This is a genomic window from Ningiella algicola, assembly GCF_028401415.2.
Taxonomy (GTDB): Bacteria; Pseudomonadota; Gammaproteobacteria; order Enterobacterales; family Alteromonadaceae; genus Glaciecola.
The window spans coordinates 1,461,400-1,485,399 of the sequence record NZ_CP171821.2; the positions used below are offsets into that span (position 1 = coordinate 1,461,400).

A 24,000-nucleotide genomic window follows, 5' to 3' on the forward strand; every position below is an offset into this window, starting at 1 on the left:
CTCTCACACCACCGGACGTACGTTCCGTATCACGGCGGTTCATGTTAAATACTTGAGACGATGATAATAGTCCATTAATGATATTAAACCTAGGCTGTCGAAGAACTTTTTAGGTAGTGCTTGATTCATGTGAGAAGCCCCTGAGTTGAACCAAGGTCCTCTGCCATTCGTCGCGCTTGTCGCCGCCCTCGCTTCATCAATACCCAATCCGATTAGTCTCTTAATGCGTGTGTGAACACGTTTCCATTGACGCCATAAAATCTTGCGTAGATGTCGGCGAAGCCAGCCATCCAAGTCAAGAAGTACCTTTTTGACGTCTATATGTCGGAAGTAAGTTATCCAGCCTCGCAGTTTCAGGTTCAGTTTTTCCACCGTACGGTGAATTGACCATCCTCTTGCACTGCGCAGTGTATGTTTTACGTCCTTTTTAAAACGCATTTGCACCGCAGGCGCTATTCGCAATCGAACATTTTGCTTGCGATGACAGACACTATACCCCAAGAACTTTCGTTGCCACGGTCGACCCACATCACTTTTCTCTTTGTTCACCTTTAATTTTAAGGTGCTCTCTAAGAAACTCGTCACGCTTTTCAATACACGATGTCCTGCACGCTCGCTTTTGACGTAGATATTACAGTCATCAGCATAGCGACAGAACTTATGCCCTCGGCGCTCAAGCTCTCTATCTAAGTCGGTCAATATGATGTTCGACAGTAACGGCGATAATGGTCCACCTTGAGGTGTCCCCATCACCCGTTGACTGGTTTTGTCATTCTGTGACACACCTGCCCTCAGATAAGCACGAATGAGTTTAAGCACCGCTTTATCCTTGACATGGCGCGCTATTCTCGACATCAATATGTCGTGATTAACATTGTCGAAGAACTTCTCCAAGTCGATATCGACCACCCATCTATAACCTTCCTCGATATAGGCTCGCGCTTGTTGAACAGCTTGCCCTGCATCGCGATGCGGCCTAAATCCATAACTATTCTCTGAGAACTGCTCCTCAAATATAGGACTTAATACCTGATGTATCGCTTGCTGAATCAATCTGTCCAACACCGTTGGGATGCCTAATTCGCGTTGCCCACCGCCTGCTTTAGGAATACTCACCTTAAGCACCGCTTGTGGACAATAACGCCCTGCCAATAAATCGGCTTTGTGGTCTTGCCAGCGTGTTTGCAGATACGCTTTAAGCGCATCTACACTCATACCGTCAACTCCTGCCGCCCCTTTATTGCGCATAACTCGCTGATAAGCACCTTGCATATTAGGTCTTGATAGTATCTTTTCGAGTAAGGTCATCGTCTCCTCATGAGAGTAAATCCTTGTGCGCCGCGTGGCTTGAAGCCTTATTCACCTACTCTTGCAGATACTGTCTGCACCCCTTGGCGATAATCAGCTATATCTCAGTAGCTGTTTCTGCTCCTTCTACCCTCATCGAGCACTTGGCTCTCAAACCATTTAACATGTTCAGCCCTTCAGTTGACGGCAATCAACCTACTATGGCCTCGGCTGACTTCTGTTTACCCATCTCAATACCTCTCGATATTAATAGCCAGTGGCAGATAAACAGACCTCCCAAGGTAATGCGCGTGACCTTCACACTTATGCCCGCCGTATCTACGTCCGCAGTTTCTGGACAAGTATTGGGCTTTGAAGATAATGGCCTTCTCACCCACTGCGACCGCCTCATATACGATTCCTGTTCGTCAGGCCAGTGCTTTGCTTTCGGCTTTCTTCAGATTTCACCTCACGATGAACACCCTTGCCGTTCAGCTAATTATTCCCCTTGTCGGGCTAATAGTGGACTTTCACCACCAAGTCATCTGATCGCCACCATGCGTATCAGAACAGCACCATTAAGGCGCTACGCGCCATACTTGGCGCACCACAAAAAAGAACGCCTGACAAAGAGTCAGGCGTTTATTAAGAGGCTGGCATTGAAGCTTTTAAGATTTAAGGGTCAACCTGCTCAAAGTATCATTATGCTTAGAAGCGGTAGTTCAGTGCCACTTGATAGATGCGGCCAGTGTAGGTGATCCTACTTACCGCTCTATCATCCGTCCCTAAGAATTCCTCTCCCACTTCATCCGTTAAGTTAAAGGCGCGCAGAAATACTTTTGTTTTGCTGTTGATTGCGTACGAACCTACAAAGTCTAGCCTACCTTGCGCAACACGCGTTCTAGCGTTTGTGCCTAAGAAGGAGTTTGCGCCACGTAAGACCTGATCATCTCGCCAGTTGTAAGACAGACGTAGGCTAACGCCGTCATTTTCCCAGTACCCAATAATGTTATAAGACTCTGGAGATACACGGGCTAACTGAACTTCGCTGCCTTTTTGCTCAAGTTTGGTGTAGTTGAATACGCCACCAAAGCCATTCCAGGGATAAGGTAGAAAATCTAATTTCTGCTGAACCGCTAATTCGAAGCCTTCAACGGTAATTTCATCATCAATATTGATGGGAGCGTTAATGACCACATCACGGAAAATTTCGTTTCCGTCATCGTCAATAGTTGGGGTCAGCTGTCGACAGCCAGTTAAGAGGCCTTGCTCGTCCTCTACTCGCTCAACCGGACCGACTAAGCCATCCACAATAGCGTTCGAGCTGTTTTCAGGGCAAAAACCATCTAACTGGTCAAAGAGATTCGTGATGTCTTTGCGGAAAAGTCCTAAAGATATCGCACTACCTTCACGGTTATACCACTCTAGCGAAAGATCATAGTTTGTTGCCTCATACGGCTTAACGGTCGCTGTAGGCAAGGTGACCGTAGCACTTTGCGCACCACCACGAACATTCGCTGTTGGACGCTGAGCGAGTAGGTTGGGCCTTACAATGCCCTCGTAATAAGCAGCTCTTAACAGGATGTCTTCAGTCAATTCAAAGGTGATGTTCATCATTGGCAAGGTGTGGCTGTAATCATCTTCAAAGTCAGTAAGCACTGCAACGCCGTTTCGACCTCTGCTATCTACTTGTGTTTCAAATCCAGTAAAGGTGTTATCGGTCTGCACATGCCTTAAACCAATATTACCTGTATAGAGCACAGGACCCAGCTCGCCAGAAAAGTCGCTCGCTAAATACACCGCCGTAACGTCTTGCTTAGCATCAAAGTTGAAGCCAATATTAGTGGGTAAACCTGAGTTACGATTCAAAGTATCCCAAAAGCCGGTTCTGTTTCTTTGCAATAAATCTGGAACAGCGGAAATGGCGCCAGACCCAATAACGAGATCTTCTGCATTTACAACCATACCATCCTGCAAGGCCGCTATGGTAGCTTCGTTGTTAAAGGTTACCCAACCATTTGTATTGTCAAATGTACCTGGGACATTACCATTGAAGTAATCATTTTGAGTCGCTGATAATACATCAGTTGTTCGCAAGCTATTGGAGATATTTCTCACGTTAATGCCTGCAGGACCTTGACGCTGGTCAACGCTATCAAGACTCTCTCGTGAAAAACGGACACCGAACTTCAGTGCATCAAAACGCAGTGCTTGGCCAAGACCAAAATCAATATAGCGCTGCCCATTAAACTCTGCGCTGCTCAAATCTCTGGTTAAATCGCGCACTCGACCATTCAATGATAACTGAAGGCGTCTCCCCTGATTTGCATCGGTCACCGAACTAATGACTGATGAAACTAAGGTTGGTACCGACCATGCTAGATTGTCGTACACATACGGCGTATCAAAACCGCCCTGAACAACAATATCGTCGAGATTACCCTGCCCGGAATTAATGCTTCCGTTAAATCCAGTGGGCACACTATCAATGTTGTTTCGACGCCCATTTTCATCTGTAAAGTTAAAAGTCGATCGCCAATCTTGATTGTGATTAAAGCCTATGCCTACATTTTCAAAATTGTTTTCAGCTTCTGAATGCGTAATTTTGCTGTCAAACGCCCAGTCATCTTTTACGTAGTCTGCATAAAGAATAATGCCTTGGGATTTCTCTTCGAAAGTGGTTTTTCGATTTTCGTTTTGCAATGTACCGTTTACAAAATCATAACTGGAAACACCAAAAACTTGACCTGCACCCGGCTCATCGGATAAAAGATCATAAGCAAAGGGGGCTGAATCTAAATCAAGCGTCACTCGACCATCAAAATTGTCTCGGTCACGGCGGTTTCTGTTAAAGCCAGGACTAAATGAGGTCGTCTCTTTGGTACCATCATCAAGGTCCCGCTGGGAAAACAGCACATGGGCACCGAGTTTTAAATCATCAGTGGCCCGATATTCAATGTTGCCGGTAAAAGATACGCGGCTTCCATCGCTGAATTCACTTACGTTCCTGCCTCGTATGGGTGCTCTTACTTGAGCGTTATCTGGAATTCCCCAGCGCTCTCTATATTCGGCAATATTGGTTGCTCTCACATCATCGCCGTCATCGTCAACAGTTACATAATCAATAATGTCAAAAGTATCACGTCTGAAAGTTTGCCCTGATGCAGCCAGCTTAAAAGCAACGGCTAATTTGTCTTCGATAAGATGCTTAACACCAGCCACCCTGAAGTTAGGGTCAGTTTCTCCGGTCAGCTCTTCATATCTTCCGCCAATAGACACATTGAAGTTACCGTCACGCTTTGATAAGGCTTGTTGCAACTGTTTATCAACAATACCGGCGACGCCGCCTTCTTGTAAATCAGCGGTCGGGCTCTTGATAACCGTTACACCATCAAAAACACTGGGCTCAAACGCAGCAAAGGGATTGGGCGAACCCACCGCATTTAAATTGCTTGCAGCAGATGGCGTGGAAAATGATTGACCAAAAGCCGTCGTTTTTACGAACCCACCCCCTAGACCGCGCAAGCTAATTGAGCTTTGGCGACCCTCTTGGTCATTGTTCAATTGAACACCCGGAATGGCTTGCAAGGCTTCACCCAAATCCAATGCAGGCAGTGCGTCAATATCGTTGGCAGAAATTGCGTCAACAATGGAAGCCGCAGCACGCTTAACGTTCAAGGCATTTTCTAGCGAGCTTCTTACGCCAGTAACTTCAATTACTTCTGTCTCTTTATTCTCTTCTACTGCGTTGTTTACTTCTTGCGCGAGCAAAGTAGGCGAGCTAATTGTTAAAAGCAAAGCTGCGGTTGCAGCAGGGATACCATAATGTCTAAATTGACTATTTTTTTGCGTGGTAGCCATAAAAACTCCGTGTGATTAATTGTGTCTTATCCGCTTGAGTGTGCAGAACCGATAATTTTTTCTTGTTTTTCGTTTTTGCATTCAGATAAACCAAATGACTTAATATGATTGATATGTAGTCAAATTCAATCTAAAGTTATCATAAGCACTCATTTGATGTAAACATTTATTTAAAAACTCATTAACAACTTGTATGCTTGAGGCTAGGGGAGCGTGGTTTTAGTACCTTTACGGATTTTTGTTTTAATCAGCGGCGGATGAGAACTAACAGCGCTTAAAATGAGTATTTCAATTCAGGTTTATTCAAACCCAGTGTTCCGTTCGATGTAATAATAAAAAAAGAGGACAACAAAATGATCATGACCGTTTCAACAGACGAGCAGGTTAACAAGGTATTAGGGCGTGTTGAAGGCTAAGCAATCCGGATATTGCTCAGCCTGATGACGCTCAAAGGATTACCCCTTTAATTTGATAGTCGCCTGGCGCCAAGCCTATCATCCTATCGCCATTCACCTGTTTACCATCTAATAATAAACTTGATTTATCTACATCAGGCAACACAATATCTGCGCGAGTATTTTTTGGCACGCTGACGTCGAGAATTAAGTTCTTATCAAGCAATTGCCAACGCACGTTCACCTCGCCGTTGATTGTACGATATCCCCCTTCCGCGTAATTAAGCTGCTCACCAAACTGAGGCTCGATGCGAATGCGCTTAAATCCGGGCTCAGCAGGCGTAATGCCTAAAATACCTTCGTAGAACCAGCGAGACACCGTCCCGTATGCGTAATGGTTAAGCGAATTCATTCCTTGCGGGTTAAACCCATCCTCAATTGAATAGCTATTCCAGCGCTCCCAGGTGGTCGTCGCGCCATTGTTGATGGAGTAAAACCATGATGGATAGCTTTCTTTGAATAATAAGTCGTATACGATGTCGCTACGCCCTGCTTCTTGTAGCACTTGAGTAAGAAGCGGCGTGCCTAAAAACCCTGTGCGCAAATGAGAATCAGCCTCTTCAATTAAAGCTATAAGTTTCGCTACTGCAATCTCACGTTTATCCTTTGGAAACAAGTCGTAGGCCAAGCCGAGTAAGTAAGTAGTTTGCGTTGGAATAGCCTCAATAAGATTGAGTTCATCGTCGAAAAACTTTTGCAAAAATGCTTGTTTAATATCGGCATGCAAGCGCGTGAGCGAAGCGATATCGTCCTGCTTGTTGAGTGCTTGTGCAGCATTCAAGGTCAATTCTACTGAGCGCGCAAAATAAGCGGTGCCGATTAAGCTAAAGTCAGTGTTCCCACGATTGCCATTTTCTCCATCCTCAAGATTTGATGGGTAAGGTTGCAGCCAGTCTCCAAAAGTATTCATATTGGAAATGAAGCTTACGCTTTTACTTTCGTGAAAGTTCAACCAGCCTTTCATCATCTGATAATTGTCAGCGAGGATAGTTTTATCGCCGGTTAATACGTAAAGCTCCCACGGAATAATAGTAACCGCGTCGCCCCAGCCTGATGAGGCGAAGTTAATCCACTCCACAAAAGGAATGTAAACCGGTATTTTCCCATCTTCGCCCTGCTCTTCTCGTGCACTTTGCAGCCAAGCCGACCAAAACCCGTACACATCTGCCATATACATGGAAGGTGTTACAAATACCTGTGCATCTCCTGTCCAACCCAGTCTTTCATCGCGCTGTGGGCAATCAAGCGGAATATCGAAAAAGTTACTTCTCATACCCCAAATAATGTTTTGAGTCAGTTTATTAAGCTTTTCGTGAGAGCTATTAAAGCTGGCGTGCACGCTAATATCAGAATGTTGTATCACCGCGGTTGCCCACTCTTTGCTTGGCGATACGCTGGCATCGTAGCCTGTGATTTCGATATATCGATAACCGTGATAGGTAAAGGTAGGCTGATACTCGATAATACCTGTCGTGTCTGGCAGATAGTAATTGGTGGATTTCGCACTGCGGTAATTGTCGGTATAAAACTCGCCTTTATTAAGTGCTTCTGCAAAACGAACCGTCACTTCTTGACCGGCAACAACAGGCAAGTTTAGCTTAGGCACCCCAACCATATTCTGGCCAAAGTCGAATATCACTTTCCCGTCTTGTGCGCTGACAATCTCGCTTACTGGCATAAGCTCAGTCACGCGAATAGGCGCATGGCGCTTAGGCGTAATTGCAATTTCATCCTCAAGACTCTGAGCAATAGCAGGTAACCAATTGCTGGCGTCAAATCCAGTCCCTGACCATCCAGGCATTTCTCTAGCTTGCTCGTATTTTTCACCATCGTAAATACTCGCGAAGCGAATTGGGCCTTCCAGGCTTGCTTGCCAAGATTCGTCCGACAATACCTTTTCGACGCGTCCGTCTGCATAAGTAATCTCTAACTGAGCCAATAAGCGCGCTGGTACTCTGTGTTCTCTATCAAAAAAATTATACATACGCATGGCATACCACCCGCCGGCGATACTAGAGCCAATCACATTTTCGCCTTGCACAAGACGCTGCGTAAGGTCATAGGTTAAAGACTCGATGCGCTTTGCGTAAGGTGTCCAGCCGGGTGTCATCACATCTTCATTCGACACTTTCTCGCCATTTATATATGGCGAAAAGAGCCCTTTTGCACTGACGTATAGACGTGCTTTGACGACTTCACCATCAACCATAAAGCTTCTGCGCAAATATTGCGGCGTGGCAAGCGTTTCTTGACTCGGTTCATTGCTCAATAAAGTGTCAGGATGACCAATCCATTTCGCTTGCCAATCATCGTTTTGTAGCAAACCTAACTCAATACTTTGAGGCTCACTCCATTGAGATACTTGGTCATCATCGCCCCATAAGCGGACTCGCCATACGATATCTTGTCTAGATTGCAGTGGCTCACCTTGATATCTTATCCATGAAGTCTTCTGTGAAAGGACTTTTTGCGGATCCCATAAGTCGGGTTGACTGCTTAGCAATTCGACACTGCTGGCCACTTGAAGTTGATAAGCACTTTGCGCATTCGACTGAGCGCTAGTTGCCATTTGCCACGAAAATCGAGGCTGTACTTCATAGTACCCTAATGGATTTTTAAAGCCCTCTCCCACCTTTAATTGAATCGGCGCTTTGCGTATTTCTGCTAGTTTAGATTCCGACTGTGAATGCTCGCAAGCGCTTATTGCCACCATACCAAGAAGCAATACTGCAGATTTTGCGAGAGTTAGAAGTCTTTTTTGTCGATTCAACATATTCACCTCTTTTGATTCTTTCTACTCCTTCTATCCTTTCGTAGGTGAAAGTCTAAATTGAATAGCCAAATAAGTTTGAAGCTAGCGATTATCCGCAAAGGCTTGCGCTTTCATGCTCAGTTCAGCGGCTTTAAATGCGTGTTTTTGTGTCATCGCGGTTTCAGTTCTGTTTATGCAGTCTAAAATTAAATTGCCGAAAAATGGAAAACTGGACTGCCCTAAACAGTCTATTTCATGTTCTCCTTTTTCATCGCTTAAGAATAATTTTGAAGCGGGTGCTTGACGGGCCACATCGTTGTACTTGCGACACTCTATTGAGCCTTTTGTGCCCATGATGAAGGTGCGGCCATCTCCCCAAGTTTGCTGTCCTTTTGGTGTAAACCAGTCAACACGCGCATAGAACGACGCGCCGTTGTCTGCTGTCATCGATACTTCGCCAAAATCTTCCAAGCCGGGCTTGTCAGGATTATTGAGATTGCTTACACGAGCAAAATTAATGCTAGCGTCATGCACGTTGGCATAACACAAGAACTGCTCAACCTGATGAGAGCCTATATCCGTAATTATCCCACCATAGCGGGTCTTATCAAAAAACCAGTCTGGGCGCGATTGTTTAGATAAGCGATGCGGTGCCAAACAAATAACCTGCAGCACCTTGCCAATCGCGCCAGATTTAATCAGTTCACCCGCTTTGTTGGCAGCATCATTGTGCAAACGTTCAGCATAATACACACTATAAATACCGCCGGTTTCGTTTACAGTCTGCTTAATTTGCGCGAGTTGTTCTAATGACGTGAAGGGCGATTTGTCAGTGAAATAGTCTTTTCCCGACAGTAGCACTTGTTTGCCAATGTCAGCGCGCAGATTAGGAATCGCTGCAGAAGCGACTAACTGCGTAACTTCATCTTCTAAAATTTGCTTGAAGCTTGACGCGACGATTGCTTGAGGAAACATCTTGCAAAATGCAGCAATACGCTGAGGGCTGCTATCATAAACATATTTCAAGGTCGCGCCAGCCTGCAGCAAGCCATTGGTTTGACCATTGATGTGCCCGTGATCCAAAAACGCTACGGAGAAATGAAACGTGTTTGGTGCCACAACGCTTTTTTGCTTTGCATTACTCGCTTTTGGTGCGTAATTTGCTCCGTCTTTAATATTGGGTTTTTGCACTGGCTATTCTCAATTCCTTACGAAACATTTATCCACACCGAGTAGGTCACACTTGCCAATACAGTAACAATACAAATGCCCATTGCAAGGTTAAATAAAAGCCTATTGGTGCCGGTAGGCATAGCTTTACCTAAATAGTCAGGCCGATTGTGCAACAGCGCCCAGCCTATGTAGGCCAGCGGCAGTAAAAAGCCACAAATTGCGGCAGTAGGCAGCACCACATATGGCCCCATCGACGCCCAGTAAAACACCCCTAAAACAGCTGGAGTAGGTGCAAGCAGGGCAAGTTTGTATTTATAACCACCCTCTTCCCATTTAAACATTGCCGCCGCAGCAGAACCACAGCATAGCATGTGCATCACCAGCGAACCCACGGCCATTCCAAGGATCCCAAACGCAAATATCAGGCGGCTAGTCACCTCATCAAGACCTGTTGACATAAACATCTTCCCTGCTTGCGTGGGACTCAGCTTACCTTGAATATCCACGCCGCCATCATAAAATGCGCCTGCTGCCGCAATAGATATCAGGCTTGTCACTAAAATGTAAGGCAGTACCAAGCCAATTCCGATGTCATAGCGAGAGAGCGTGACATGTTCAGCTGTCCACCTTTTGTGGAGCAAAGTAAAGCCATAGATAAATGTCATATTAATGCCTACTGCGCTGCCTAGTGCAGCCATCAATACCGTAACGCCTTGAGAATCACTGGGAAGCGATGAAGGGATATAACCGGCCAGAACCGCAGACCAGTCAATTTGTCCATTGAAGCTTGCGCTTAGTACGACCCATAAAAATGCCAGTATCACAAGGCCGCTTAAGAGCTTGATGCCCGTTTCAAAAATAGCGATAGTATTGACTCTCGTGCTTGCTTCATTCTCATTGCTGGCAGTACGTTTACCATAACTCCATGCAGTAAATGCGCACAAAGCCCATACTGCAATAGCCAGTAACATCAAATAGGCGTTGCGCCATCCCGTGTTTTCCTGATCTACCGAAAGGCCTGAAGAAACCAAGATAATTTCTTCTAACATGGCTGCACTGAGCGGGTAGTGCGCAAAACCCCAGATAATACTTGAAGCAAAAGCCGCAGTCGCCCATGCATATGCGATAGGTCTGTTGAGGTGTTTTTTCATAGACTCAAAGGGTGAGGCTTGCGTGTGCAGCGTTTGATATGACAAAACAAACAGCATCACGCATCCAATAAGCATTGCCACCGGCTGCACCCAAAGAAACTCATAGCCAAACAAGGCACCAATGGTTAAGGAGGTGACTGCACTACCGCCGCCAAGGGTCATTGCCCCTTGCAACCAGCCGGGCCCGCTTAAACGCAGGTAGGTCGGTATGCGAGAAAACCAAGGCTTGTTGCTAAGCGAAGCAAGCGCCAAAGCATCTGACTTTGCACTGTGTGTCATATGCAAACGCTCTCTGTTAATAGCACCAGATGTATCATCGATATGAAGCCGACATGTCGACATTTGCCTGTCTAGACGATTTCGCTCTTAAGGATGAACTTTGTATTTTTGTATCTAGATGCTGCTGATAATCGTGACGGTTCAAGGGCAAGTTAACTGGCAAATTCTTCCAAGTAGATAAAAGCATCGCATTGGCCATATCCAAAGACGCAAGACCGGCTGAGGCAGGTGCGATTAGAGCTTCCTCGTGCAAAATGGCATTGATGAAATTGTTCATAACAAGGGCGTGTTGATTTACATCCTCATCTATCAGCACAGGTTTTGAGCGTGAGTCAGGCATACCAAACATATCATTGGTTTGCTTGTTGAATGCAGCTGTACTTTGCATATTCTCAACTAACGTAAGCTTTCCAGCGTTAAAAATAAGCGCGCCTTTATCCCCTGCAATCTCAAGGCGATTTACGCCGGGTGCCTCGCCTGTCGAGGCAACGAATATCCCTGTTGCACCGTTTTGATATTTCAAATACGCCGTTACTTCATCTTCAACTTCTATATCGTGATACTTCCCGAACTCACAGAATCCGCGTATTTGTATAGGTAGACCACAAATCCACTGAAACACGTCCAAATTATGGATGGCTTGATTCACTAGCAAGCCTCCGCCCTCGCCTCTCCACGTGGCACGCCAATCGCTCACCTGGAAATAAATTTCAGGTCTAAACCAGTTGGTCATCGTCCAATGAGTGCGCTGAATATTGCCTAGGATTCCGCTTTCTACAATGCTTTTCATTTTCGTAAAGACTGGGGCAGTGCGCTGGTTCAGCATTAAGGCAAACTTGGTATCCTTTTTTTGATAAGTGATCAACTGTTCGCCTTCAAAGGAAGACAGGCCAATGGGCTTTTCTAGCATCACATGAATGTTGTTCTGAAGTGCATACTTTGCTATCTCAAAATGCGTCATGGTAGGTGTAGCGATAATTACCGCGTCTGCGAGTTTTGAATCGATTAAAGACTTATAATCCTGATAATGCGCTAGGCCGTATTCTTCACTAAGCTCGCTCCGCGTTCTCGAACATACTGCAACTAGTTCGACGCCTTGTACCTGTGCACTAATAATGTTTTCAATGTGCTGCTTAGCGATATTACCAAGACCAATCACGGCAATTTTTAAACATGTGTTTGTCATTGGTTCCTCGCTAGCCTCTTGCGTAAATCGCGTACAGACGATTCTAACTGACTGATTATGACTATATTTGATGTTTTTTCAAGTTGTAATTTACATTATTACAACATGCTATATAGCGCTTGCATTAGAGAACATGAACGCTGGAGCGCTAAGCATTTGCCCCCTCGCTGCACTGAGATAGGTGCAAAATCAAACGAATCGGCAAGCAATTTGTTCAACATTTATTGATTTATCAAACTACCTCCGTATAGTTATGCCGTATCTTGATTCGTTATGAGTGAAGTACGCGATGGAAGGACTGAGTGTTAGTTATTGCATGCTTTGCTATTTCACTTCTGACGCAATTTTCATCCAATGCAATCCATTCGAATTGATAAAGGCCATTATGAAGATCATTAAGTTATTTGCATTATGCAGCGCCCTTACAGTTGCAACAGCGTGCACTGACAATACAACTGTCACAAACGTAGGTAGCTCATCAACTGGCGAAGTTAAAACTGCGCAGTCTTTGCCTCAAGCGCAAGCGATCATTGATGCCATTGACGCCGCTGCAAAATGGCAGCTGGCACATATGACAGACTTTGCGTCTTATGTACCCTCTCTTGTACATCGCACTGAAGAGCCACGAGGATGGGTTCAGGGAACATTCTTTTTAGGTTTATCCAGATGGGCATTGGCGACAGATAATCAGGCCTATTTTGATTATTTGCGTAATCATGGTGAGGAGCAACAATGGCAACTAGGGCCGCGTGATTTTCACGCTGATGATCATGTTATCGCCCAGTATTATCTGCATATGTATGATAAAGACAAACAGCAAACGCAAATCGCGCCCACCATCGCCGTATTTGACAAAATACTTGCGAATCAGCCGGACATGTCACTCGACTTCGGCCCTGTCGGAAAATATCGAGATCAAGATTACGAACACGACTGCCAAAAAAGATGGTGCTGGTCAGATGCGCTTTTTATGTCGCCACCCGTTTGGTTTCATCTTACTCGCATTACCGGAGATGATAAATATGCTGTATATGCCCACAAAGAATTTCAGGCAGTCACCGACTACCTCTTTGATAGTAATGACAACTTATACGTGAGGGATAGTCGTTTTTTTGATCGCAGAGAAGCCAATGGAAAAAAAATATATTGGAGTCGCGGAAACGGTTGGGTCTTTGCCGGATTAACCAAAATACTCGACACACTGGAAAAAGACGACCCACGCTATGCCTACTATGCCGGTATCTTTAAGAAAATGGCCACAAGCCTAGCGCAAAAACAAGCAGATGATGGTTATTGGCCCGTATCACTTGCCGCTGGCGATATCTATAGTGTGGATGAGAGCAGCGGCACGGCATTTTTTGTCGCTGGACTTGCTTGGGGCGTCAATAATGGTTTGCTTGATGATGATGCTTATCTACCTATCATCAATAAAGGTTGGCAGGCACTGGTTAACGCGCAGCGCGACGATGGTATGCTCGGCTCTGTTCAGCAAATTGGTTTTGCGCCAGATAAAGTCTCCGAAGATGAGACGCAGCTCTACGGTGCGGGTGCATTTTTATTAGCCGGTGTTCAGATGCTTGAATTAGCGCAAAATTAGCGAAACAGCAACGCCCATCTCAAATAGAATATATAAACACGGAATAATACAACATGAAGCAAGCAGAATTTTTTATTAATGAAAACACCCAGTGGGAAACCGTTGAACTCGGTATAAAACGTAAAATACTTCCCTATACTGATGGTTTGATGGCGGTATGTGTCAGCTTTGACAAGGGTGCAGTTGGCACTGTACATAGCCACGACATTCATGACCAAATAGCGATTTGCTTACAAGGCTCGTTTGAAGTCGATTTAGATGGTGAAACACGCACAATTAAAGCCGGCGACGCCTTTTTAGCCGGCAAAGGGACACCACACGGGGTAGTCGCACTAGAAGAGGATAGTCGTTTGTTAGATACTTTTAACCCACATCGGGATGATTTTGTATCATAGTTATCGGTGAGTGTCTTCGGACTAATCCGTTAACACCCTTCGAGTTTTAAGCGGATACCATTCATTCAATTTGGCAGACAAACGGTCAACTAAATCAGGACGTTTTTCTGCCAAATTTTTGGTCTCGTATTCATCATTTCGTAAGTTAAATAAGCGTGGCGCACCCAATACATCTTCATGGTATTTTTGATAACTGATATTTTTACCGTCGTAGCTTAATATCAGCTTCCAATCCCCTTCTATCACCCATCGGTACATGAGCGTTGATTCAGGATCATTAAGGTCGTCCATATCATGTGCGAAGCCTTCTCCATAAATCGCCTCTCGTTCAATTGGAAGCGCTTGTTGCATATTTTCAAAGAGGTTTAGTCCTGGCAGTTCACTTGGCACATCAAGCCCGACCGCGCCCAAAATAGTAGGTACGATGTCGATGCTGCTGACCAATTCGGGGCGCATTTGAGGCGCTAATTGATTAGGCAAAGAAAACATAATGGGTGTTCTCACGCCGGAATCGTCAGGGCTTTGCTTGGAGCGAGGTAAAAAACGATTGGTCTGTTCAGGATTGGTGATCCAACCGTTATCCGCAATATACACAATTAAAGTATTATCGCGCAGCTTGCGGCTTTCGAGAAAGTCGATTAGCTGCCCGTTTGTTTCGTCAAACCACTCGACCATTGCGTAATATTTCGCAATGGGCAGCGGTAATCCTCTATTGTCGTATTTTTTCAGTAAACGCTCGGGTGGATTGTGCGGACTATGAGGAAGATATGGCGCATACCAAACAAAAAAGGGCTGGTCATTGATGATGGTTTCATCAATAAATGTTGTGATTTCATCCAATCCTTCCCTGCCAATCTTTAAACCATCATCGCCATGGCGCCCACCTTTTTGCGGAAAACCGCTTGTCATACCTTGATCAAATCCGCCACGGCTATAATTTCCTTCCCACCACTTTCCGGTTTGCAATGAGCGATAACCTTTGGCTTTAAGCATGGAAGGGAGCGTATCCACTGAATCAATTTTCGCGATGATTTCAGCGCGCTGCGCCTGATATTGCTCGCCTGTTTTTCCGCCAGGCAAATTGCGCGATGGATCATTACCTGTAATGCCGTGCTGATGCGCATAAAGCCCAGTAATAATGGTTGCCAGTGAAGGGCGACACAAGGAGGTGGGTATATAACCACGAGTGAAAGTCACGCCCTGTGATGCCAGTTGATCCAAAGCTGGCGTTTGCACAATATCATGCCCCATAAAACTGTAATCATTCCAGGCATGATCATCTGACAAAATCATTACGATATTCAGCAGCTTTTCTTGCTTGCTTTCACCGCTGAGCGATTCAACACTTCTCTCTTGTTGCTCTGACGTTTCATGTAAATTGGAGCTAGCACATCCCGACAATAGCCATGCTGCCATGAATACGTATGGCGCACAGTAGACTATGTCTAAGGGCTTCTTAAACCATGCTTTGCAATTTGTATTATTCATGCACTATCCCTTGAGTCGATAACTTGTCGTATTATTCAATTTAAAAATGGGCGGCTAGATGAGCGTGTTTCGCTCGGAAAATCATAGGGCACAGCTTGCGTGACCCTGCCAGTTGCTGCCCACTCAGTACCGCGAAGGAAAGTGGTGATAAAACCAACGCTCTCATATGATTCTTGCTGATGCCCAAGTGTGGTATGGAACACTCTGCCCTTGCCATAATTGAGCACCATCAAAATAGGCTCATGTTTTCCCGTACCTTTTTCTGCTTTTGGGCAAAGTGCTGAGGCCAATATCATCATATTGTCAGCAGGCCCGCGCAAATTGCCATAGCACTCATCTTTGGTGTGCATCCACACCTTTGGAAAACCTTGTAAAATCGGATGTTCGTTGCGCTGAGTAATTTGAAATTCATGTTTGGTTCCGTGCGCCCCTGCAGCGCCTTTGGATGTATCTCTAATTAGCTTCCCATCGTCGCTAAAATACACATAGGGCCCCCAACGCTCATCTCGTCCACCCCAACCACCAAGCCCCGTCATTTGGTTGTACTGTGTCCACTGCGCAAAGCTGTTATTGGCTGCATGCACCGACACCAGCGCACCGCCATTTTGGATATAACTTTCAAATGCACTTTGCGTCTGCTGAGGCCAGTCTGCGGCACGATATCCAAAGTTAGACACCACAACGTCGTATCGCACAAAAGGCGGAGCAAAGGTCGCGTCTGTAGCAGGCTCCTCGACTAATTGATGTTCTGGCGTATTGTACATCTTAAGGTAATGCAGCTCTGATTCGCCCCGCCAAATGAGCTTGGTGCGATAAACGTCAACATCAAACAAGCCGCTCTCTTCTAAATACGTTTTCATCATCACCGTTGCTTTTGGCCATACCGCATGATTATTTTGGCCATCAACAATCAGCACCTTTATTTTTTGTGTGTTTATCGCTTCATTTTCTGTCGATGTCGTTACATTAAACACACTCTGTTGCGCACACGATGACAGGCTTGCAATAAGCACGATAGCAATCGTTAGGGCGATGAACATTTTCATATAGGTATCTTGTATGGCGCTTCGTTGCTGTATGGCATGTTCTAAAGAGTAAAAGACATTACTCTTTAGAACAGAAAGCTAACACTACTGCCATTTAGCCATTTCAGACGCGGCTAATAACACTGCACCAACGCCGTATAACTGTGAGTCAGTCTTTTTCACTGGATCAGGTGATTTGCCTACATGCTGCACCCAATTTACTCGGCCGTTTGGTTCGACAGCGCGAGTTATAGCAGCCCACCCTTTCTCAACAATTTCTTTAGACTCTGGGTCGGTTAAGTATCCATTATTGACGCCCCAAGCCAGACCGTAGGTAATAAAGCCCGTGCCGCTTACTTCTGGCGTTTTTACTTTATTCGGATCTCTTAAGGAGGCCGGCCAGTAGCCCTCTGGAGTTTGTAACTTTAGTAAGGCTGCCGCGTTCTTTTTATACAGTTCAATATAGCGGTCTCTTGAAGGATGGTCTTCGGGTAAGTCATCAATAATGAGTGGGATAGCTGCAAAGACCCAACCATTTCCACGTCCCCAAAATACCGGCTCTCCGTTGTCGCTTTTCATTTCAAAATAGCGGCTATCGCGGAAAAACAGGCCATATTCTTCAGAAAAGAGATAATCAGATGCCGCCCAAAACTCGCTATCAGCATATTCAAAATATTTAGGGTCGCCCGTTATATTGGACAACTTTAACCAAGTGCGCGGCGCCATAAATAAAGCGTCGGCCCAGCACCATCGCAATTGACAGTTTCCCTCTTGATGGACTTTGCCAGAACCACTGGACGTACTATCGAGCATTTCTAATCCCACGTCCGGTTTGTTCGCCAAAATCCAGTCAAAATGTTCCTGAGTAGGCGCGTAAGCTTCTTGATTTCCTGTCTGTTCAGTTAACCATAAATAGGTTTGGCCAATGGTATGGTCGTCAGCATGGTATGGGCGTTCCGTTAAAAGTCCGTATTCCTCCTCCATCGCCATCTTTTGGAGGTGCGCCATAAAGGCTTCGTTCTCTGCCGTCTCAAGCCACTTTGTTAAGCCAATATAAAAAGCCGCTTGGATCCAGAACTTGGCATTTTCAGACTTCAGGCGATGTGACTCAGGGATATACCTTAAGTTTCCGAGCTGTTCAATCTGCCAAGCACCACTTCTTGAAGCAATGTCATAGGCTGATTCTCTAATTGCTTTGGCGCTCGTTAAGTCAGTCTCTGTACTTTCAACTTGCTCTGACGCAGGTGTTACAGCATCCACAGAAACTAGACTTTGCTCTTCTTTCTGATCGCTACAGGCACCCAGTATTACACTTATCGCAATGGCGATCGAAACCGTCTTTTTATTCATCTTAAATCCCGTTGTTAAGGTTGCGAAATCATTCGTTAAATCATTGTAATTTTTTAAATACCGACGCGTCTTTCTCTAAGGTTGCATCACTCAATGGTCGACCCACTGGACCAGCATCGCCTAATAAATAGATTTTTCGATGCGGCGTGCTTGTTGATCGTTCACCAACAATCACTCTAGCATCTGGATGTGCGTTTTTTATAAGGGCGGTGATTGCAAAGGTCGCATTTGGCCGTCTAAGCAATTCTTTTGTTTTTAAAAAAGATTGGCCGCCATTATCGCTACTCCATATTGATACGAGCCCATCACTACCGTCTTCTTCAGAGAGGTAATACTGAATATTGTCGGGCGAGCTGACAATAAAATCGCCGCGCGAATCGCCAAAGGTTTGACTGTTTACTTTCACGCCATCTGACCATTTTTCGCCATCCCATCTGATGTGATGAGTAAGCTTAGGACCGCCGGTTTTCTGGCCTAAATCTTTCCCATAATTCATTGCAATATGAGGAGAACCGCTGTCGTCTAACTTCACAGTGCCGTTAAAGGTCCATAAATCGCCGGTATCTAAGGCCAGTGTTTTTTGTTCAGCCTCTTCCCGCGTTAAGGGCATGTTTAGTGACTCACCTTTTATATTTCGCCAGACACCTGTTTTGGTATTAAACATCATGAAGTGGGCATCATGTCGCTCGGTCGTGTGACCTCTACCATTGACACCCGCGCCGCCATCCCAACACACGTGGTAGTCAAAGCCGACGATGATATCGTCACCATTGCCCTTACTAGCCCACGCATACCAGCTATCCATAGCGCGAATATCGCTGCGGCGTTTGTGTTTTAAAAACGAGACGGGCTCACTATAGCTGCGACCATTGTCTGTCGATTTTTGATACACCCAGTCGCTGCGGTGGGCACCATGACGATAAAATAAATAGATGTCACCGTTGTCCATTTTAATCGCTTGGTTGTATGTGCCGAACACTGAGATGTTGTCGACCTCTTCCCACTCAGTGATATCTAAAGGGCGCTTGGAAATTGAGTTTTTATTGGCACCGTGATGAACGTTACCAAGAGGATTTTTACCATGATGCTTATCGCCGCCATGCCCGCCATAAAAGATATGGATGTAGCCCTCATCATCAATTAATAAAGTTGGTTTACCATGGTTATCAAATTTAGTTCGGCCTTCTCGGCGTCCGAGTTCACTGGTGCCTGCTCTAAATGGTCCCTGCCACTCTTGCGTTTGGTGGTTGAACGCAGCTACATAAGGGTCTTCAAAAGGCCCTTGATAAGATACATAGGTCACACCCTTGTGATACTCGCCCGCTGGGTACTGTACAACAGCAAGGGGATTTCCCGTGCCGTTGTCTACAAAATATTCGGCATATTCCATCGCCGCATCAGGCGTTCGTGCATTGGCGCTTATTTGCTTTGCGCAGCCGCTTAAGACCATGAAAAAGACCAGTAAAGCCACAGTAGAAAGAAGATGAGCTACCTTGGATACCTTAACCTTAAAGCAGAAAGACCTATTTTTCATTTTATTCGCCATGTTTTGGGTAGCGCAAACGCTAGACTCTTCAATAGTGTTATGAATTAAATATCCCGCGCGCCCATACCCTAATTTTTGTATTTCTCAAACAGTTCCAAAAACTCTTCAGCAATCGATGTATGCATTTCTACCAAATTATTGGATTCACCTGGGTCTTCGCTAATGTTGTACAGCTCAAGTGGTGCATCGAAACCATATCGCACAGCTTTAAACTCACCGCGCCTTGCGGCTTGATAGGTATCTCCGATAATGCCTGAATTAGGGTCGCCCACTTGCTTTGAGAACTCCCAATACAAAGTGCGTTCATCCATCTGCACAGGTGTGTCGTTTAGCAGCCCTTTAATAGAAACACCATTGGTACGCACCCTTGGCACAAGGTCTAAATTTACCCCAGCAATATCTGCAACAGTGGGCAACACATCGTGAAATGCCCAAGGCGTATTATCCACTCGACCTTGTTTTATTTTGTCTGGCCATTGCACAATCATTGGAACATGAATGCCGCCATCATAAAGGTCTCGCTTTTGACCTTTGTAAGGATGAGATGCTTTAAAAAATACAGGATCAGCCCCACCCTCGTCGTGCGGTCCGTTATCAGATGTGAACACAATGATGGTGTTATCTAGCTCGCCTTGTTCCTCTAAAGCTTGGATGATTTGTCCTACATACTCATCTAAAGCGCTTACCATACCCGCCATTACCGCGTTAGGCTTATCGACTGGGTCCGGGTAATACCAGGCATATTTGTCGGTAGGTTCACCGTTTTGCATGCCCAGATAGGGGGTCTCTTCAAAATCGTATTGGTCGCTGAATCGTTCAGGAACAGCCAAGTCAGCGTGGGGTATGGTATAAGCCAGCATGATGAAGAAAGGATTGTCGCGCTCTTGTTTTATATAGTCGATAGTTTCATTGGTGAATAACTCAGGCGCATAAGCACCCTTTTTACCGCCTTCATTGGCCTCAATTCTTTCCTTTACACCGTCTCTCCAAAGTATGTGAGGATACTGCCGATGGCCTTCCAAAATAGAGTACATCCCGTACCAAGTATCAAAGCCCATTGCTAATGGGTCAGTCACGCCCATTTTTGAGCCAATGGAATACTTACCAAACAATGCAGTGTCATAGCTGGCGTGCTTAAGCACATGTGCTAGCGTAATATCAATCTCTTCTAGCTGAACCGTATTGGAGTTGTTTGCCATAAATCGGCCATCACGCCCAGTGAATAACGAGACCCGAGATGGCGAACAAACGGTGTTACCTGAATAAGCTTGGTCAAAGCGGATCCCATTGTTCGCCATTTCATCCAAATTAGGCGTTTTGATGGGTGTGTTGCCGTAAGCGCCTACCTGATTAAAACCTAGATCATCAGTGAGGATAAACAGAATGTTGGGTTTGTCTGCGGCGACTACGGAAGAACACGACCAAGTCAGCATTGCCAAAAGCAATACCCTTACTCCTTTAAAACGCTGTATTTTCATATCTGTCCTCACCATCAGATTTCTTGTTTCAATGCACATTTTGACGCTTTTGCCTTGATCGTTTTGTCTCGCTTTTTTTCAAACTACGTCGACTAGTTGAATAGCAAGTGCATACTGTTAACATGAAGTTTACATGAATTACGACAACACAAAAAGACTTAAATTGAAATATTTTGATTGTAAATGACTATTTATCTCGAATAGTGCTTAGTACTTTGTGATCGAAAAGACCTCTGCATTTTGTTTATATGTATCAATAATCGATGAGTGTTGAGGTTCTAAATTCTATGTAGATGCAGTCTTTAGATGCTAGGGTCGGCCAAATTAATGCTCTTTGCTAAGCGAGCGAGGTCAGAAGCTGCGCGAGGTGCATTTTGATTATGCGGAAAAAACTCAGCGCCGATATATCCACTGTAACCTAATTCTCTAAGTCGAGTGAGCACGCGACCATATGCCACCTCTCCTGTTCCAGGCTGATTTCTATCAGGAGAGTCTGCCAATTGAATATAGGCGACTTGGTCAAAACCATTTTCTAGGTTGGTAATCAAATTTCCATTAGTGCGCTGCATATGAAAAAAGTCCCAATTGAGTTTCACGCTGGGAGAATCAATCTTTCGGCAAATCGATAAGGCGGGCTCATTGCCATATATAAAATGGCCTTTGTGCGTAAAGGGGTTATACGGTTCAATGGTGGCCACCATATTGGCCGCCTCAAGTTTCGGTGCAGCCTGCGCGAGCATGTTTGTGTAGTTTTCGATCATTTGTTCGAGGCTAAGCCCTTCTATCAGCTTATGACCGGTCACATTGAAATTCGTTATTCTGAGCGTTTTACCTGATTCAATGGCAATATCAAGCCATACCCAGAATGCTTGCTCGTTTGCTGGATCAGCGAAATTTGGAGGGCTGGGCGAGTAACTCGTCACCCTCATATCCAGTTCTCTTGCCTTCTGGTAAATCGCTAACGGCGTTTTGCCATTTTTGGGCTGATTCGGATTCCACATTTCGATGGCAGAAAACCCAAGCGCTTTCGCAGCCCCTATTCTGTCTAAGAATGGCATTGGGCGAAACCACTGCTCTATATTGCACGCAAAGGATTTCAGCCATCTTTGGCGTTCTTGCAAGCTCACAATTTCGCTACGCGCGGGTGCCGTTGCAGCTGTCTGTGAGCCAGTGCAAGCTGCAAGACCTACGCCCGCGCCAAAAAGCAAAGAGGCAGAAACAAATTTTCGCCTATCCATTAAAGCACTCCCTTATTCATTAGTTTAGCCGCATAGTCTGCGGCGCGTGCAGTAATGGCCATATAGGTCAGTGACGGATTTTGTGACGCAGAGGAGGACATGGCCGCGCCGTCGGTAACGAACAAATTAGGCACGTCGTGACTCTGTGCCCATCCATTTAAGACCGATGTGTTTGCGTCTTTTCCCATGCATGCACCACCCATTTCGTGCGTGCGTGCGCCGATGGTGATATGTGTATCTTGACTGACTTTATTGACTTGAATATCGGTACAACCACCGGCTTCCAAAATTTCTTTGACATCTACAGCGGCTTGTTCTGTCATCTTTCGTTCGTTTTCACCCACTTTGGCATCAATATGCAGAAGCGGCATGCCCCAGTTATCAGTTTTGCTCGGCTGTAAAGTCGCTTGATTGTCATAGTACGGTAGCACTTCTCCATACATAAAGGCGCTAAAACGCCAGTCACTTACTTGCCTTGCTTGGGCTTTTGCCTCCTTGCCAATGCCTATTTGCTTCGCAGTTGTCCCCGTATTGCTTCTATTAGTAGCATATGTTTGAAGGCCGTAACCGCGAACAAAGTCAACATCATCTGTTTTTTCAAAGCGAAAGTTAGGGATATATGTCCCGATGGGGCGCCGGCCAAAGGTATATTTATCGAGCATACCCGGCACCTTTGCAAAGGCTCGCACGCCCGTAAAATGATCCATGATATAACGCCCCACTGCGCCGCTAGAATTGGCAATGCCGCTGGGAAATGTCTTCGATTTTGAGTTTAGTAAAACCTGAACAGAGCCTAAGGCCGAAGCACACAGAAATACCACCCTTGCTCGGTAGCGCTTTTTCTTCTTTGTATGCGCATCAATCACAGTGACGCCGGACGCTTTGTTGCTGAGCTCGTCATAATCGACATGAGATGCAATCGCGTCAGTTACCACGGTCAAATTTCCAGTAAGTTCTGCTGCAGGGAGGCTCGCAGATAACGAACTATAATAAGCGCCAAATGTGCACCCGCGCTTACAGTAATTGCGCGCCTGACATTGCCCCCTACCAAGCTTGCGTTGTTCGTCGGTGGGTTCAGTGAGGTTTGCAACACGGGCCATTATCAAGCGTCGGTCGCTATATTTTTTCGCAATGTTGTTTGCGACAAATCTTTCTGCGCAGCTCATTTCCCAGGCTTTTTGACAAACACTATCGGGCACACTATCAAGCCCATCATCATTACCCGATACACCTATGAAGCGCTCCACGTGCTCATACCATGGCGCTAAATCGTCATAACCAATAGGCCATGCGACCCCATGCCCATCTTTTGAATTCGCTTCAAAATCTGCCCGGCTCCACCGATACACTTGCCGTGCCCACGTGATCGAACGCCCGCCTAATTGATATCCTCGCGTCCACATAAAAGGTTTATCATCTGGGAAGGAGTATGGGTGCTCTTTTTCGTCGACGAAAAAGTGCATAAAATCAGACTTATAACTACCAAATTTTTCTTTGAATAACTGATAACGGCCTTGCTCATCGTATGATTCAGTGCCTAAGCTTCGGTTTTCAAGCTCCCATGGTGCTTGCATGTCCTTGTACTCAGGCCCCCGATGTTCGATGTGCCTACCGCGCTCAATCACCAGCGTCTTAAAGCCCTTTTCACAAAACTCTTTGGCCGCTAAACCACCGGTTATACCCGATCCTACAACAATGACATCATATGACTGGTTAATATCTATGCTCACGCGTACTGA

15 protein-coding genes are annotated in these 24,000 nt (G+C 45.5%); 2 read left to right on the plus strand and 13 right to left on the minus strand.

The annotated features are described in order from the left end of the window. Positions 1 to 39: 39 nt before the first annotated feature. The 6 genes from ltrA to PN836_RS06500 all read right to left on the minus strand — a co-directional run bounded on the left by ltrA (position 40) and on the right by PN836_RS06500 (position 12,144). Positions 40 to 1,308 (minus strand): group II intron reverse transcriptase/maturase, encoded by a 1,269-nt coding sequence (gene ltrA, locus PN836_RS06475; protein ID WP_395342555.1) that lies wholly within the window; start codon positions 1,306 to 1,308, stop codon positions 40 to 42. Positions 1,309 to 1,995: 687 nt separating this feature from the next. After that, positions 1,996 to 5,148: a TonB-dependent receptor gene (locus PN836_RS06480; protein WP_395344431.1), complete on the minus strand. Its 3,153-nt coding sequence runs from the start codon at positions 5,146 to 5,148 to the stop codon at positions 1,996 to 1,998. 447 nt (positions 5,149 to 5,595) lie between these two features. Next, complete coding sequence (locus PN836_RS06485) at positions 5,596 to 8,376, minus strand: family 78 glycoside hydrolase catalytic domain (protein WP_395344432.1); 2,781 nt, start codon at positions 8,374 to 8,376, stop codon at positions 5,596 to 5,598. Positions 8,377 to 8,457: 81 nt separating this feature from the next. Next, positions 8,458 to 9,546, minus strand: coding sequence for a Gfo/Idh/MocA family protein (locus tag PN836_RS06490; protein WP_395344433.1), 1,089 nt, complete (start codon positions 9,544 to 9,546; stop codon positions 8,458 to 8,460). 17 nt (positions 9,547 to 9,563) lie between these two features. Then, positions 9,564 to 10,958, minus strand: a complete 1,395-nt coding sequence (locus PN836_RS06495; protein WP_395344434.1) for a hypothetical protein — start codon at positions 10,956 to 10,958, stop codon at positions 9,564 to 9,566. A 34-nt stretch (positions 10,959 to 10,992) separates the two neighbouring features. Further along, complete coding sequence (locus tag PN836_RS06500; RefSeq protein ID WP_395344435.1) at positions 10,993 to 12,144, minus strand: Gfo/Idh/MocA family protein; 1,152 nt, start codon at positions 12,142 to 12,144, stop codon at positions 10,993 to 10,995. Between the two features lie 385 nt (positions 12,145 to 12,529). Here PN836_RS06500 and PN836_RS06505 point away from each other — a divergent pair, with 385 nt between their 5' ends. Together PN836_RS06505 and PN836_RS06510 are read left to right on the plus strand one after the other, a co-directional pair. After that, positions 12,530 to 13,741 (plus strand): glycoside hydrolase family 88/105 protein, encoded by a 1,212-nt coding sequence (locus PN836_RS06505; RefSeq protein ID WP_395344436.1) that lies wholly within the window; start codon positions 12,530 to 12,532, stop codon positions 13,739 to 13,741. Between the two features lie 53 nt (positions 13,742 to 13,794). Next, positions 13,795 to 14,136 (plus strand): cupin domain-containing protein, encoded by a 342-nt coding sequence (locus PN836_RS06510; protein WP_395344437.1) that lies wholly within the window; start codon positions 13,795 to 13,797, stop codon positions 14,134 to 14,136. Between the two features lie 21 nt (positions 14,137 to 14,157). Here PN836_RS06510 and PN836_RS06515 read toward each other — a convergent pair whose 3' ends face one another. From PN836_RS06515 to PN836_RS06545, 7 genes are all read right to left on the minus strand, one after another. Next, positions 14,158 to 15,624 carry a sulfatase gene (locus PN836_RS06515; RefSeq protein ID WP_395344438.1) on the minus strand — a complete coding sequence of 489 codons (1,467 nt, stop codon included), beginning with the start codon at positions 15,622 to 15,624 and terminating at the stop codon, positions 14,158 to 14,160. A gap of 35 nt (positions 15,625 to 15,659) precedes the next feature. Then, positions 15,660 to 16,670, minus strand: coding sequence for a ThuA domain-containing protein (locus tag PN836_RS06520; protein ID WP_395344439.1), 1,011 nt, complete (start codon positions 16,668 to 16,670; stop codon positions 15,660 to 15,662). Positions 16,671 to 16,754: 84 nt separating this feature from the next. Next, positions 16,755 to 17,999, minus strand: a complete 1,245-nt coding sequence (locus tag PN836_RS06525; RefSeq protein WP_395344440.1) for a glycoside hydrolase family 88/105 protein — start codon at positions 17,997 to 17,999, stop codon at positions 16,755 to 16,757. Between the two features lie 40 nt (positions 18,000 to 18,039). Then, on the minus strand, positions 18,040 to 19,533 hold the full coding sequence (locus tag PN836_RS06530; protein WP_395344441.1) for a BNR-4 repeat-containing protein: 1,494 nt from the start codon (positions 19,531 to 19,533) through the stop codon (positions 18,040 to 18,042). A gap of 80 nt (positions 19,534 to 19,613) precedes the next feature. Beyond that, positions 19,614 to 21,023 carry a sulfatase-like hydrolase/transferase gene (locus PN836_RS06535; protein ID WP_395344442.1) on the minus strand — a complete coding sequence of 470 codons (1,410 nt, stop codon included), beginning with the start codon at positions 21,021 to 21,023 and terminating at the stop codon, positions 19,614 to 19,616. A 302-nt stretch (positions 21,024 to 21,325) separates the two neighbouring features. Further along, positions 21,326 to 22,261: a TIM barrel protein gene (locus PN836_RS06540; RefSeq protein WP_395344443.1), complete on the minus strand. Its 936-nt coding sequence runs from the start codon at positions 22,259 to 22,261 to the stop codon at positions 21,326 to 21,328. Then, positions 22,261 to 23,991: a GMC oxidoreductase gene (locus PN836_RS06545; RefSeq protein ID WP_395344444.1), complete on the minus strand. Its 1,731-nt coding sequence runs from the start codon at positions 23,989 to 23,991 to the stop codon at positions 22,261 to 22,263. The genes PN836_RS06540 and PN836_RS06545 overlap by 1 nt, the downstream gene beginning before the upstream one ends. Positions 23,992 to 24,000: the final 9 nt, after the last annotated feature.

Coding starts and splice junctions, on each gene's coding strand:
- PN836_RS06535 (WP_395344442.1), bottom strand. CDS start 21,023: ATGAAAATACAGCGTTTTAAAGGAGTAAGGGTATTGCTTTTGGCAATG.
- PN836_RS06525 (WP_395344440.1), bottom strand. CDS start 17,999: ATGAATAAAAAGACGGTTTCGATCGCCATTGCGATAAGTGTAATACTG.
- PN836_RS06495 (WP_395344434.1), bottom strand. CDS start 10,958: ATGACACACAGTGCAAAGTCAGATGCTTTGGCGCTTGCTTCGCTTAGC.
- PN836_RS06480 (WP_395344431.1), bottom strand. CDS start 5,148: ATGGCTACCACGCAAAAAAATAGTCAATTTAGACATTATGGTATCCCT.
- PN836_RS06500 (WP_395344435.1), bottom strand. CDS start 12,144: ATGACAAACACATGTTTAAAAATTGCCGTGATTGGTCTTGGTAATATC.
- ltrA (WP_395342555.1), bottom strand. CDS start 1,308: ATGACCTTACTCGAAAAGATACTATCAAGACCTAATATGCAAGGTGCT.
- PN836_RS06485 (WP_395344432.1), bottom strand. CDS start 8,376: ATGTTGAATCGACAAAAAAGACTTCTAACTCTCGCAAAATCTGCAGTA.
- PN836_RS06530 (WP_395344441.1), bottom strand. CDS start 19,533: ATGAAAAATAGGTCTTTCTGCTTTAAGGTTAAGGTATCCAAGGTAGCT.
- PN836_RS06520 (WP_395344439.1), bottom strand. CDS start 16,670: ATGAAAATGTTCATCGCCCTAACGATTGCTATCGTGCTTATTGCAAGC.
- PN836_RS06510 (WP_395344437.1), top strand. CDS start 13,795: ATGAAGCAAGCAGAATTTTTTATTAATGAAAACACCCAGTGGGAAACC.
- PN836_RS06515 (WP_395344438.1), bottom strand. CDS start 15,624: ATGAATAATACAAATTGCAAAGCATGGTTTAAGAAGCCCTTAGACATA.
- PN836_RS06505 (WP_395344436.1), top strand. CDS start 12,530: ATGAAGATCATTAAGTTATTTGCATTATGCAGCGCCCTTACAGTTGCA.
- PN836_RS06540 (WP_395344443.1), bottom strand. CDS start 22,261: ATGGATAGGCGAAAATTTGTTTCTGCCTCTTTGCTTTTTGGCGCGGGC.